Origin of the sequence: Microbulbifer sp. TYP-18 (genome assembly GCF_040932045.1) — a bacterium.
GTDB lineage: Bacteria > Pseudomonadota > Gammaproteobacteria > Pseudomonadales > Cellvibrionaceae > Microbulbifer.
Genome location: NZ_JBFRBC010000039.1, coordinates 23,299 through 36,733 on the forward strand (window position 1 = coordinate 23,299; position 13,435 = coordinate 36,733).

The following is a 13,435-nucleotide window of genomic DNA, read 5'->3' on the forward strand; positions in this document are numbered from 1 at the left end:
ATGAGCGACACCCTGCAGGTTCAAGCGGCAACAGAAACCGTTGAGATTGAAACGGTGGCCCGCCAGGCATTGGAGGTAACACTGGACGCGAGGGGCCAGCCCATTGCGGTTGAGATTACCGGTGATGTGGGCGTGGTGGCGCGCCTGGCGGCGCAGGTGGTGGAAGCGGAGCAAAACGCCGGGGCCAGTGCGGCGGCGGCTGCGCAGAGCAAAACCAATGCGGCGACCAGCGCGCAGAGTGCTGCCGGCAGTGCGACAGCTGCCGAAAACAGTGCCTCGGATGCGAGCGCCAGTGCGGTCACTGCCAACGACCACCGGATCGCTGCGGAAAACAGCGCGGCGAACTCCGGCAACAGCGCGGCTTCGGCCGAGACCAGTAAACAGGCCGCAGCCGACAGTGCCTCCTCCGCACAGAGCTGGGCCAACTCCGCGCAGATTTCCGCCGAACAGGCAGACACTGAAGCCGGGAAAGCCGAAACCAGTGCGACAGCCGCAGCGGGTTCCGCCTCGGCGGCGGCCACCAGTGCCAATGATGCCGCCACCAGTGCCGGGCAGGCGACGACCAGTGCACAGAATGCCGCCAACAGTGCCGCGACGGCTACCACACAGGCGGGCTTGGCCACTACTGCAAAAACCGATGCGCAGGCGGCGCGTGATGGGGCCATCAATGCGCAGGCCGGAGCCGAAACAGCACAGGGTATTGCCGGTAGTAGCGCGGTGGCCGCAGCGGACAGCGCAACGGTGGCGCAGACCGCAGAGAGCGGTGCGGTGGCGGCACAGCAAAAAGCCTTGCAGTGGGCCAACCACCCTGAAGACCAGTTGCTACCCGGAGAGACGCAATACTCCAGTGCCCACTGGGCGGCCAAGGCGGCCGAGTCCGCGGCATCCGCCTCGGGGCAGGTGGAGTTTCTGGGCTCCTGGGATGCGGCGGTCAATGGTACACCGCCGACCCCGGCCAACTCGGCCCGCTATGTCATCATCAGCGACGGCGTTGTGGATGGCAAAAATGTCTACGTCAACGACTTTATCACCTACTCGGTGCCGGATGCGGCCTGGTTTATAACCCCCGGCTCGGGGAACGTCGCCAGCGTCAATGGATATATTGGCGCGGTGGTACTGGATTACGGGGATTTTGCCGGGGCGCAGAATACGCTGTTCGATCCCGGTGTGGGTGTGCGCGGTAAAAACAGCGCTGGTGCCGCGAAATACCTGGCGCGGACCAGTGCCGATGGCGCCCAGGTGTGGCTGGGTGACGCCACCATGCCGACGGTGGTTCAATCGGCTTCGGTACCCCAGTGGAATAACGGTTCCGCCAGCGTTGACCTGCTGCATACCGGGAGCGGCAACCAATGGCTGGCGGGCCGTTTGGCGGTGGGCAAGTCACAAATGCCGGCACTGGCCAATGATGGCAACGAGTCCCTGATTGCGGATATTGGACTTTATGCGCACGCCAATACCGATGGGGGCGAGACCTTTATCGGCTTTGCCAGCGGTGACAGTTTCGATGCGCGGTTTTACTGCAACCCCGCTCAGAAGGTGGTGGATTTTGTCGGCGGCAGTGCCGGCTGGAAATTGCAGCAGGCCGGGCAGGATCTGCTGCACAGCGGGGGCGGGCAGACAGTCTCCGGCACAACCACTTTCGACAGGGTTCGCTTCCCGCGCGCCAGCGCTGAGCCTATCGAGTTCCTTCATCCTACCGCTGGATCATTCAAAGTCGGTTTTCAGGATGACTACCTACGCTTTCGCGGCAGTGGTGCGGATAACCCCGCGGGTATCCGCCTGGATGACGAATCAGAAGCGGTTGTGGCGCTGTCTCGTCATGGTGCTTCACAGTTTTATCGCGGACTCAACGCCAGTGCGATCAGCGAAGACGGCACCGCCCTGGCTGAAAAGTATCTGGGTATTTCTGCTACAGCGGCCGATGCCGCAAAGTTGGGCGGTGAGGAGGCGGCCCACTTTATCTCCGGCAAGAACGCGAGTGGCACCCTGGGCGTTCAGGGCACCAACGGTTGGAACGATGTTGTCAAAAGCGGTTTTTACAACGGCTCGGTTCAAGCCAATGATCCGCTGGGGAACGCCACCGGCTGGTACTGGGGTATTCACGTCAGCCACGAGAACACCAGTCAGCAATACGGCTGGACCCTGGTGTCCAGCAACAGCGCCAATCCGACCTGGTATCTGCGCGGTGTGCAGGCGGGCACCTGGGGCAACTGGTACCAAGTTATTACGAGCAAGGGTGGGCAGACCATTCACGGCGGCCTGGAAGTTCGCGATCTTACGGTGTCGAATACATCGCCTGCCCTGGAACTGTTCGAGTCAGACCAGACTGATCCCGGCAACAATCACAGGCTGACCGCTTCCGGTGGCCATGTGTATTTACAGTCGGAAGGCAACGTCCGCTTTACCGGCTACAACGCTGCCGACCTTACTGGCCTGAAAGCAAAGTTTGGTGGTGTCTATCACGATATTCTGCACAGCGGCGGTGGCCAGTCGATTGGCGGACTGACCACATTCAATTCCGCGAGCTATGGTCAGCATATCAAGATTGTCCGCGGTGGAGAGAGCTGGAGCATCACACCCTCCACCGCCGGCTCCCTGGATTTCAACCGCAACTCCGGGTCCGGCACCGCCAAACTCAGCGTGCCAGCGCTGAATACCAGCGGCCCCCTGACACAGAGCGGGCATCAGGTCTGGCATGATGGCAATACATCGGGCTTTACCCCGGCCTCGGCGCCGGCACTGGGCGTGGTGAACCTGAACAATTACCAGACCCCCGGCTTCTATTACCAGACCGCCAATGCCAACGCCAGCAGTGGGAGCAATTACCCAACCGCAAAAGCGGGTTCCCTGGTGGTCCAGGCCGCAGCCGGCGTCACCCAGCAGTATTACACCTACAATTTTCTGAGCAGTGATGCGCCCGACTTCTATTTTCGGGGCTATTACAACAGCAATTGGTCGGCCTGGAGAAAGGTGCTGCACTCCGGCAGTACAAACGCCTCTGTTGCGGGTTCACTGGGCATTGGTGTCACCCCTGGCGGCAACCTGGCCAACGGCAAGGGTATCGCCCTGGGGGATAACGATACCGGGATTCGCCAGAATGGCTCAGGGGTGCTGGAGCTGTGGGCGAATAACCAGGAGGTTATGCAGCTGACCAGCAGCACTATTTATTCCTACAAGCGCCATTACTTTAATGCGGAATTTACGGTCAACGACTCTGACGCAGGACTAAAAGAGCATTTCCGCGAAGTTGAATTGACGCGACTACTGGAAAAGCTGGTGCGGATCGAGTGGCTACTCTATGACCTGAAGGATGGCAGTGCCAGGGATCAGTTTGGCGTGGTGGCGCAGAGTATCCAAAAGATACTGCCGGAAGTGGTGGAGCGCAATCCGGTCACCGGAGATTTGTCCGTGTGCTACCCGATGATCTACAACTACTGGTGCGCGGTCAACGCCTGGCAGTCACAGCGGCTCACAAATCAGCAGCGGCGGCTCAGGAACCAGCAAAAAGCCCTCAATCGTTTGACGGCCCGGGTCAAAAAGCTGGAGGCGGCCTAGTGGGGTCAACACCGGGCAGCTATCCGCTGACCAGCGAGCAACTTGCGGGTCTGGACGGCATCAATAATACGTTTACCAGCGAAAACCTGGCGGCACGCAGCGATGTGCCGGGTCCGCCCTTTAGCAGCGACGACCTGCTGGGCCTGACGGACTATGTGCCCATGAGCGGGGCCTCGCTGTCAAAAACCAGTGTCACCAATGAAAATATCGCGCTGGTTGGGACTTCCCGAACACTGAGTTCCGGCACCATCACCGCCAGCGTCAGTGGTGGCACGGGCAACTACACCTATACCTGGCAGAAAGTCAGTGGCACCACCCTGTCACAAAGCGGCTCCGGGGCGTCGGTCAGTTTGACCCATACCAGCAGCAGCGGCGTGTCGGTTACGGCGGTCTACCGGTGCCGGATTACCGATGGTGTGGGCACCATCACCACCAACAATGTCACGATCAGCTTTACCCACTACCGGCTCAATACCGGGGCGATCACCAACGAAGTTGCGATTGACTACGCGCCGGCGACGGTGACCGCGACGGTGTTTGTGAACCGCAACGGCACCGCCAGTGGTACCGGCTACTGGATAGCGCCGGCCAGTTCCACCGTGGGGGATTTATTTGATGTGTATTTCAATATCACCCTGGGCACGGTCAGTAGTGGTTCGCCCACCACAACCCCGTTGACGATCAATACCCAGCGCTGGCAATCGGTGACGGCCAGCCAGTCGCGGCCGGATAAGCCGGGCCTGAGCAAGATAGCGGATGTGCGCGTGCGGATACGCAAAAAATCCGGTGGCGGCTACCTGTTCGACAAGACCGTCAGGATTTCGGCAATCGTGGAGACAGATTGGCTAGAGCCTTTTTAATGAACCCCTTATTTTTTCGAGCATCAGGAGTGCAAAGTATGCCAACTGGCAATCGGTCCAAAAGCAAATCTGTAACTAAAGAGGAGTATGTCATTACCGGGGAGCAACTGCAGCAGCTGCGCCAGTTATTGGGGGGCATAGTGCAGACAGGCTCGGTGTTTGATCCCGACCCGGTAAAGATGTACGGCGGCATGATTCAATCCAATCGAACCCTGGCGACACAGGCGGCGGATGTGTTGCAGAAGCTGCGCCCGGTGACCTGAATGCGCCACGCCCTCTTATACAGTTACGACCCCCAAAACGGCCTGCAAACACAGGCCGTTGTTGTATCCGATCTGCGCGATATAAACCGTATGATGGAAGTGGCGCGCAGTAAAGGGCTGGATGAGACCAGCGCACAAATGCAGGAAGTGATTGCGGCCTATGTGGACTATCCGCCTTTGATGGACCTGGTGCACCAGTGGGCACAGGCGGTGGACAAGACAGCATTGGAAGCGGAGTACCCCTGGCTGGCATTTTATCGGGGCGAGCCGGTGGCGTTGCCGGAGGACGACCCAGGGCTGCGCCAGGCTGAAGTGGATCAGGTGGTCGCGGAGTTTTATCGCCGGGTATTTAAGGCCGAGCGGGCGGAACGGTTGCGGGCGATCAAGGTGACGGTGGAGGGCAAGCAGCTGGATGGTGACGAGACGGCCCAGACCCGTATGGCGCGGGTGGTGACCATTGCCCAACACCAGCTGCTTAATGGTTTCATCAGCTATCTGGAGACACAGCAGGGCAATACAGCGTTGACCGCGCCAGAGTTGGTCAGCGGCCTGTTAATGGCATTCAACCAGATTCGCCAGGACCAGTCGGCCCAATGGATGCTGTCAGACAATAGCGCCAGCACATTCACCCCGAGTCAGTTGTGCGAGGGGTTGCACCTGGCGATGCGGGAGCAGGAAAGTTTGTGGGGCTTCGACGAAAGCGAACGGGTGCGTGATGGCCAAAATCAATAGCTATAACTTTGCCGGAGAAACCCCCCGTATCGATCCCAAGCTTCTGGACGGCCGCTTTGCCACCCGGGCAATGAATGTGGAGCTGCGCCGGGGACAGATAGCGCCGGCCTGTGCGCCGGCGGAAACGGGGCAAACCCTGGATACGGCGACACAGACCCTGTACCTGTTCAACCGTGAGGGCAATGAGGGGCAGGGCTTCTGGTTTGAATTTGCCGGCGATGTGGATGTGGTGCGGGGACAGATTGCCGGGGATACCACGGAGCGCACCTATTTTACCGGCGATGGTGTGCCCAAAATCACCGACGCCACCCTGGCCACCGGTGGCGCCGGCCCCTATCCCTCCGGGGTGCACGACCTGGGCCTGCCCGCACCCTCCGCAGCCCCCTTTGTGACTGGCCCGGACGGGGAACCGCCGGAGGGTGGCCAGTCGATCGACACCGCCTATATCGTCACCTTTGTGTCGGCGCGTGGAGAGGAGGGGCCGCCCAGTGTGCCCTCGCGCATTGTGGCGCGCTGGGACGGGGCCACGGTGGAATTGAGCGCGATTCCGGTGGCCAGCGGGAATTTTGTGGTGCAGTCCAAACGCATTTACCGGGCCGAATTAGCCGGGTTTCAGTTTGTGGCCGAGATCCCCGCCGCCCAGGATAGCTTTAGTGACAGTGTGAAGTCGGGACAACTGGGGGAGTCCTGTCCCAGCGGGGACTGGATTGCGCCGGACCCGAATATGACCGGGCTGACGGCGCTGCCCAATGGGGTGATGCTGGGGGCTTTTGGCAATACCCTGGCATTTTGCGAACCCTTTCAGCCCCACGCCTGGCCGATCCGCTACCAGTTGGCGATGGCTTATGATTTTGTTGCGGCGGCGGTGATTTCCAGCGGTGCGGTGATCGCTACGACCGGCAAACCCTATCTGGTGGCCGGTTCCGAACCGGCGGCCATGAGCCTGGTACCACTGGATGAGGTTCACGCCTGTGTCAGCAAACGCTCCCTGGTGGATATGGGGGAATACGTCATTTATGCCTCACCGGATGGGCTGGTTGCGGTGGGGGGCACCGATGCGCGTCTGGTCAGCGAACCATTGATACTGCCATCGCAGTTTAGGGAGCGCTTTAATCCATCGAGCATTCACGCCTATCGCTTCGAGGACCGCTATCTGGCGTTTTACGACAATGGAATTGAGCGGGGCAGTTTTAGTTTTTCCGTGCAGGAGGGGTTTCGCTTTTACGATGTGACGGCGGACACCGCCTACCTGGACGAGGCCAGTGGCGAACTGTACCTGTGCCAGGCGGGTGTGGTGAGCCGCTGGGGCGCCGGCCCGGACTCGCCCTATACCTGGCGCAGCAAAATCTGGCCAACGCCGCTCGGGGTGGGATTCGCCGCAGCCAAAATCGACGCCGATACCTATCCGGTGGATTTTGACGTTTACGCCGACGGCGAGCTGCTGCACAGCCTGTCGGTGACCGATGGCCACGCCTTTCGGCTGCCCTGCAGGCGCCGTTACCGCCATGTGCAGTTCGAGCTGCGCGGCACTGCGCCGGTATCGAATATCCAGCTGGCCGGCAGTATGAGCGAGATCAGCTGATGGCCAGGCGTGCGACCGGGCTGCCGAATCTTCCTTCAAAGGTAGACCGTGCCATTCGCCCGGTCCTGGAAAAAATAATTGAATTGGTCGAAGTAGGGCTGGGTACACGGGGCAATCCGCTCGACGCTTTTCTGACAAAACGCAACCTGATTGATACCGGGCTGGTGAAGTTGATCAACAACTCGCGGTTTGCAATTCCCGGCATAGATCTGGTTCCCACCAACTCGGCACCCGACCCGATTGTGCCGCCGGCGCCCACGGGCTTTGCGGTGACCAACGGTTTTAGCCATGTGTTTTTGCAGTGGAACAACCCCAACAGCCAGTACCGGGGCCACGCCTACACCACCATTTACCGGGCCACCGAGGACAACCTGGCCAACGCGGTGGCCATCGGCCAGTCCACCAGCTTTTTGTATGCGGATGTGGGGATACAGCGGGAAGTCACTTATTACTACTGGATTGCCTATACCTCGACCACCGACATCGAGGGACCGCACAATGGTACGGCGGGTACCGCTGGCAGTACGGCGCCGGACCCGGCGCTGGTGCTGGAGAGCCTGTCGGGGCAGATCAGCGAAACGCAGCTGTATCAAACGCTGCAGGACCGCCTGGACCTGATCGACAACCCGGCGACGGGACTGGTGGACAGTCTCAACAATGAAATCAGCAGTCGCCAGCAGGCGGTCAACAGTCTGCAGCAGCAAATCGATGGCCTGGTGGTGGCCACGGATGTGGAGATTTTTTATCAGCCGGAGGCGCCGACGCCGGAACAGGCCAGTAGTGGTGTGCTGGTGGAGGGCTCCCGCTGGTTCGACACCGACGATAACAATCACCCCTATGTATTTACGGAGGACGACGGCCTTTGGCACGATGCCCGTGATCAGTTGGTATTGAGTGTGGAGGCCAATTTAACCACCGAGCGGTTGGCGCGGATCGCAGCGGACGAAGCGCAACTGGCGCGCCTGGATGCCATGGAGTTGACGGTCAACGATCCTGCCAATGGCGTGGCGGCCAATGCCGGTGCCATCAGTGCCCAGAACCTGCGCATCACCAGCAATGAAGAACAGCTGATGGCCCAGGCCGGGCAACTGGACAGCCTGGAACTGACGGTGTTCGATGCCAATACCGGTGTGGGCGCCAATGCGTCCGCGCTGGCGGCCCAGGCGCTGGAAATTATCCGGGTCGGCGAGGATATCGCGGCCCAGGGCCAGGACATCGCCGGCCTGCAGGCCACGCTGGAAAACCCCAACAGCGGTTTGGCGGCCAGTGCAGCGGCCATCGATCAGTTGCAGATTGATGTGGCCTTTATCGACGGGGAGTTGCAGTCCCAGGCCACGGCCCTGACCCAGGTGCAGACCGAATCCGGTGAAAACACCACATCGGTGCAGGTGTTGCAGCAGAGCGTGGATGGCATCGAAGGGCAGTTTACGGTCAAGATCGACAGCAACGGCTATGTGGCCGGGTTCGGCCTGGCGGTGACCCAGAACGAGTACGACGGCACCCAGCACAGTGAAATGGTTTTCTCCGTGGACCGCTTTTCCGTGGGTGCGCCGGGGAAGGCCGAGCTGGCTTTTATTATCGATGGCAACCGGGTGGTGATGGATGGCGCGCTGATCAAGGACGCCACCATCAATACCGCGCAGGTGGGCAGCATCGCGGTGGACAGGATCACCGGGATCAACGCGGCCTTTGTGCTGGCCCGTATCGGCACCGGCAGTATCACCAACGCCTATATCGGCGACTTTATCCAGTCCGACAGCTTTGGCAATTCCGGCGGTACACAGGGCTGGCGCATCGACAAAACCGGCGCGGCCATTTTTAACCATATCTATGCGCGCGGGAATATTGAGGCGGACCGGCTGAAAGCCAATGCCGCCGATATCATCGATACCCTGCACATCAAAGGCAATGCGGTCACTGTGGCGCAGGCGATTGGCATCGGCAACGCCGACCTGAGAGCCAGGGGCAGTTCAGCAGTATTGGCACAAACCAGTTTTAACCCGGAGGGCGGTGGCTATCAGGTGATTGTCACCGGGGAGTTTTATCAATGGGATGACGGTGCTGTGCGGGTGGAACTGTATATCAATGGCATACGCCGGCAGAGCAATGTGATCTGGCAGGACGTGGGGGGCAGCTCGAATATGAACTGGTCGGTACCGGTGTCCATGAGTTATGGCGGTACCAGCGCCACCAGTGTCTCGGTGCGGGTGATCGCGCGGCATCTGGAGCACGATGGGGGACTGCTGCGCAACGCCAACCTGCTGATCCTGGGTACCAAACGGTGATTGTGGTGTTCGACCCCAGCGACGGGCGGATTCGCTGGACCCTGGATGGCACCATTACGCTGGTGGAACAGGAGACTTCGGTGCCCGACCACCTGCAATGGATTTGGGTGAATGCGTCGGTGGATGCCAATGAGGACTATGTGGTGGTGGCGAGCGAAACCATTGCCAAACGACCGCGCATGAAAGTCAGCTGGGAGTTCAACCCGGAAACCAGGGAGGTTGTTGTCAACAACATTCCGGCCGGTGCCCGGTTAACGGTGCCCAATTGGCAGGGCGTGATTGACGACGGATTTGTCGTATGGCCGGTGGCCGAGCCTGGCGTTTACCGAATCGAAATTGACTGCTTTCCCTACCACAGTGAGGTGATCCGTGCCGAGGTTGCCTGAATACGATCCGCTGGACGTGACCGCCACGCGACAGCAAATCAATGACTGGCGCCGTACACAAGAGGAGGCGCCTTTGCTGGTGGACGGCTTTTTCCTGGATGTGGATCGGGAGAGCCTGCACCGGATGGAATTGCGGCTGAACCACTGGGATCAGACGGGAACCGCAAGCGTCGCCTGGATGACCGCCGAGAACCATCAGTTGTGGCTTGCTCCGAATGACCTGCGCAAACTCTATGACAATGCCTTGGTGGAAAAATCCCGGCGCAGTGGCGCACTGCATGAGGCTGCGCAGCAATTCAAGCGCGATGGTGTCACGCTGCGGCAGCTCAGGGAATGGAAGGCTTAACTCTCCCGAAGCCGGATTAATTACCACTGCTTAACCTCTATTGCCTATGTTGGTGTTGCAACCTTTTTGCACGTTGGCAGCCTTTCAGGAGCCAATCGAGGCAATCGGTACGCGCTGTGGTGTGCCGGATCTTTTTATACAAATTCGATGCGGCGTGGCTAATGGTCGCGCTTTTCTAATGACCGACGACGACAGTTTTTGTGTGCTGCGCCCAAGAATCGAGAAAGGGGACAAGGTGATCGAGGTTTGGGCCGCGTCAGGTAAAGGTGGTAATGCAATCCGTGCTCACTTTCCGCAGGCACAGCAAATGGCGCTGGCGGTTGGCGCCAAGTATTTACAGTTCTGGACGGTGTTGCCGGCGCTAAACCGATTGGCCCGGCGTCTGGGGTTTGAGCCCCATCGCACCGAGGGCGATTTTACGATCTGGAGGATGCCTTTGTGAAACTTTCCATGGTCATTGATTCCGATGACAAGGGTCTGTACGACCAGCTTCCCGGTACGGGAGAATTTGACAACTTTCAGCCCTTTAGATTGCGGCGGTTATTCCATAAGGGTGGTGACAATAAAATCAAAGAGACCGCCGACGAAAAAGCCTTTGCGGATGTGGTGGCGCAAAAGTGGAATCACTATCAGCAGAAATACTCTGGTCTGGAGCAGGAGTTTATGGACCGGGTGAACGCGCAGGACAGTGAAGCGGCCATGGATTTTGCCGAGGGATCGGCGAATCAGCACAGCCGGGCCGAGTTCAGTGAGGCCAAGGCGGGTCTTCAGGACAATCTGGTGTCGGCAGGCATCAATCCCAACAGTGGCAAATTCAAAGCCGCCACCAACCAGATGGCAGTCGCCGAAGGGAAGTCCACCGGCGAGACGGTGACCCGTGCCGGCAACAGCCAAAAGGACCAGTATGTCACCGGGTTGCAGAACATCGTCAACATGGGGCAGGGCAAGTCGGCTACAGCCACAGCGGGCATGGGTGGTTTGGCTGACGCTGCGGCCGATAAAGCGGCCGACGATGCCGCCCAGGCGTTTAATGAATCGGCCCTGACTCAGCAAACGGTTGGCACCCTTGCGGGGGCGGCAACTGGCTATGGGCTCGACAGCTATAGGCGTCCGGACGAACAGGATCAATCCACGAACAACCAGGGTACATCGTGATGGGTGCATTAAATGGTGCGATGAATGGACTGCGTGATTACCAGGAGGGTGCCAATTATCGCGGAGGGGGCGTGTACTTCGATGGCAGTGCCGAAAATACGCTGGCCAGGATTTACCGCGCCGAGTGGCAGGATTATCTAAAACGCTTTGCCCCTTATGAGGACAAGGCCATCGACTTCGCCACCAACCCCGAGGCAGTGACCGAGGCGGTGGACCGGGCGGGTGAGGCGATGGATCAGAGCTTTACAACTTCAAAGGAAAGTCTGCAACGGGATCGCAGTCGCTTTGGCCTGTCGATGAGTCCACGGGAACATGCCAGCGAAAGTCGTTCCAACGCAGCCAGTGGAACTGCTGCGAAGCTGGCGGCGAGAAACAATACGCGGATGCATGTGCAGGACCGTCAGCAGCAGGTCATGTCCGGCGCGGGCGCCATTGGATTGAGAGAAGCGATTAGCGAGGGCCGTTAACCATGAGTGGAAGTTACGGATTAATCAGTGTTGGTCGCGGTGTGAAGCGGGACGCGATGCATGGACTGGAACAGGTTGCGCAGCAGGAGCGCGAGCGGGACATGCGCAACGACCAGCTGGAAATGGCCGAAAAGCAGCAGAAGGCCACCAATGTCAGCGCCGGTGCCGGTATTGGCGCCTCCATGGCCGCGGGTGCAAAGAGTGGTGCCTTTGCTGGGCCTATGGGGATGTTGTATGGGGCGGCCCTGGGCGCGTTGGCTGGCTGGGCAACCGGTGAACTTTTTTAAGGGGAAACAGAATGGCTGGATTAAGTACGGCCAATGCGGCCCAGGGCTTTATGCAGGGTTTTGGCTTTATGGAGAATGTGAAGGACCGGAGGCTTCAGCAGGATCGCCAGAGCAAAGCGGATGCACGCCAGACGGAGCGATACAACCGAGAGCTGGCGGAGTACAACCTAAAACAACTGGGTCGGGTTGCATCGATCATCGAATATGGGGGCAATCCAGATACGCCAGAGATGGCCGCACTGCTGTCTTTGCCGGAGACCATGAAAGGACTGCGAGAGGGTCAACTCCCGTTGGAGTCGCCGGAGGTTGCGCAGGCGGTACAGGCGACCTCCCCCGATCTGATCAGCGGCAGTGAAGTCGCCGACGAACTGGAGGGGGTCGCTTTTCTGACCCGTGGCAAGCAGCCGGGTACGGTTGTCATTGGTATGCGGCGCAACGGTGAGATTGTCCCCAAAACGGACCGGCAGTCAACGGCACAGGACGACCCGGTACATCAGTATAAGGTAGACCCATTGATGAAGCGGGGTATGGGTTGGGCGGGGCAGATAGACATCCTCAAAAACAATCCCAAAGAGCGGCGGGCACTGTTGAAGGCACTTGGGATGCTGAAAGACCCCGAGACCAATAAAAACGCCACCGAGATGGAGAGATTAATGCTTGCGCGGGATAAGGCGGAGCCGGGCAGTGATAACCACCAATCCCTGTCGGCGCGGATTAACTATCTGGAAGATCCAAGAAAGCCGAGCGGGCCGGAAAAACCGATCATAGAGAAGGTGAAGAGTGAGGATGGGTCTAGTGAAGCATTGGTGCGTGTCGACCCCAAAACCAATCAGTTGATTCCCCTTGAGGCGCCGCCCAGTAGAGTGGAGTTGGTGAAGAAGGCCGAAGCCTACGCGAAGACTCGTATCGACGAGACTGCGGGATACTTCTCCAGTGACGGTACGGATTTTAAGCCCTGGGGTGGCAGTCGGGAGCGCGCCAGGCAGTATTTTATTCAGGAATACCTGAATCTGTATGGTGCCGAGCAGGGTGGTGGACAACAGATGGCTTCCGGTGGAAACCCGGATATTCGAACAGTGCCCGGCTACCCCACTCCAACGGAGCGTCAGGTGCAGGGTCTATACCANGCGCTGTTGAAGGCACTTGGGATGCTCAAAGACCCCGAGACCAATAAGAACACCACCGAGATGGAGAGATTAATGCTTGCGCGGGATAAGGCAGAGCCGGGCAGTGATAACCACCAATCCCTGTCGGCGCGGATTCAATATTTGGAAGACCCCAGAAAGCCGAGCGGGCCGGAAAAACCGATCATAGAGAAGGTGAAGAGTGAGGATGGGTCTAGCGAAGCATTGGTGCGTGTTGACCCCAAAACCAATCAGTTGATTCCCCTTGAAGCCCCGCCCAGCAGAGTGGAGTTGGTGAAGAAGGCCGAAGCCTACGCGAAGACTCGTATCGACGAGACTGCGGGATACTTCTCCAGTGACGGTACGGATTTTAAGCCCTGGGGTGGCAGTCGG

General features: G+C 59.2%; 12 protein-coding genes. All 12 read left to right on the plus strand.

The genetic code is table 11. From position 1 onward, the window contains the following. A complete protein-coding gene (locus tag ABVT36_RS18005) occupies positions 1 to 3,555 on the plus strand; it encodes a pyocin knob domain-containing S74 family peptidase (RefSeq protein ID WP_368457791.1) in 3,555 nt (1,184 codons plus the stop codon). After that, the gene (locus ABVT36_RS18010) at positions 3,555 to 4,415 is read left to right on the plus strand and encodes a SprB repeat-containing protein (RefSeq protein WP_368457792.1); all 861 of its coding nucleotides are present in this window, start codon (positions 3,555 to 3,557) and stop codon (positions 4,413 to 4,415) included. Before ABVT36_RS18005 ends, ABVT36_RS18010 begins: the two co-directional genes overlap by 1 nt. 38 nt (positions 4,416 to 4,453) lie before the next feature. Next, positions 4,454 to 4,678: a hypothetical protein gene (locus ABVT36_RS18015; RefSeq protein WP_368457793.1), complete on the plus strand. Its 225-nt coding sequence runs from the start codon at positions 4,454 to 4,456 to the stop codon at positions 4,676 to 4,678. Next, positions 4,679 to 5,410, plus strand: coding sequence for a hypothetical protein (locus ABVT36_RS18020; protein ID WP_368457794.1), 732 nt, complete (start codon positions 4,679 to 4,681; stop codon positions 5,408 to 5,410). After that, on the plus strand, positions 5,394 to 6,992 hold the full coding sequence (locus tag ABVT36_RS18025; protein WP_368457795.1) for a hypothetical protein: 1,599 nt from the start codon (positions 5,394 to 5,396) through the stop codon (positions 6,990 to 6,992). The genes ABVT36_RS18020 and ABVT36_RS18025 overlap by 17 nt, the downstream gene beginning before the upstream one ends. Beyond that, positions 6,992 to 9,277 carry a hypothetical protein gene (locus ABVT36_RS18030; protein WP_368457796.1) on the plus strand — a complete coding sequence of 762 codons (2,286 nt, stop codon included), beginning with the start codon at positions 6,992 to 6,994 and terminating at the stop codon, positions 9,275 to 9,277. The genes ABVT36_RS18025 and ABVT36_RS18030 overlap by 1 nt, the downstream gene beginning before the upstream one ends. 5 nt (positions 9,278 to 9,282) lie before the next feature. Then, positions 9,283 to 9,663, plus strand: a complete 381-nt coding sequence (locus ABVT36_RS18035) for a hypothetical protein (RefSeq protein WP_368457797.1) — start codon at positions 9,283 to 9,285, stop codon at positions 9,661 to 9,663. Further along, positions 9,647 to 10,009, plus strand: coding sequence for a DUF4376 domain-containing protein (locus ABVT36_RS18040; RefSeq protein WP_368457798.1), 363 nt, complete (start codon positions 9,647 to 9,649; stop codon positions 10,007 to 10,009). Before ABVT36_RS18035 ends, ABVT36_RS18040 begins: the two co-directional genes overlap by 17 nt. Positions 10,010 to 10,187: 178 nt before the next feature. Beyond that, the gene (locus tag ABVT36_RS18045) at positions 10,188 to 10,451 is read left to right on the plus strand and encodes a hypothetical protein (protein ID WP_368457799.1); all 264 of its coding nucleotides are present in this window, start codon (positions 10,188 to 10,190) and stop codon (positions 10,449 to 10,451) included. Further along, on the plus strand, positions 10,448 to 11,164 hold the full coding sequence (locus ABVT36_RS18050; protein ID WP_368457800.1) for a hypothetical protein: 717 nt from the start codon (positions 10,448 to 10,450) through the stop codon (positions 11,162 to 11,164). The genes ABVT36_RS18045 and ABVT36_RS18050 overlap by 4 nt, the downstream gene beginning before the upstream one ends. After that, positions 11,164 to 11,631 carry a hypothetical protein gene (locus ABVT36_RS18055; RefSeq protein WP_368457801.1) on the plus strand — a complete coding sequence of 156 codons (468 nt, stop codon included), beginning with the start codon at positions 11,164 to 11,166 and terminating at the stop codon, positions 11,629 to 11,631. Before ABVT36_RS18050 ends, ABVT36_RS18055 begins: the two co-directional genes overlap by 1 nt. 2 nt (positions 11,632 to 11,633) lie before the next feature. Further along, positions 11,634 to 11,918, plus strand: coding sequence for a hypothetical protein (locus ABVT36_RS18060; RefSeq protein WP_368457802.1), 285 nt, complete (start codon positions 11,634 to 11,636; stop codon positions 11,916 to 11,918). Positions 11,919 to 13,435 lie beyond the last annotated feature (1,517 nt).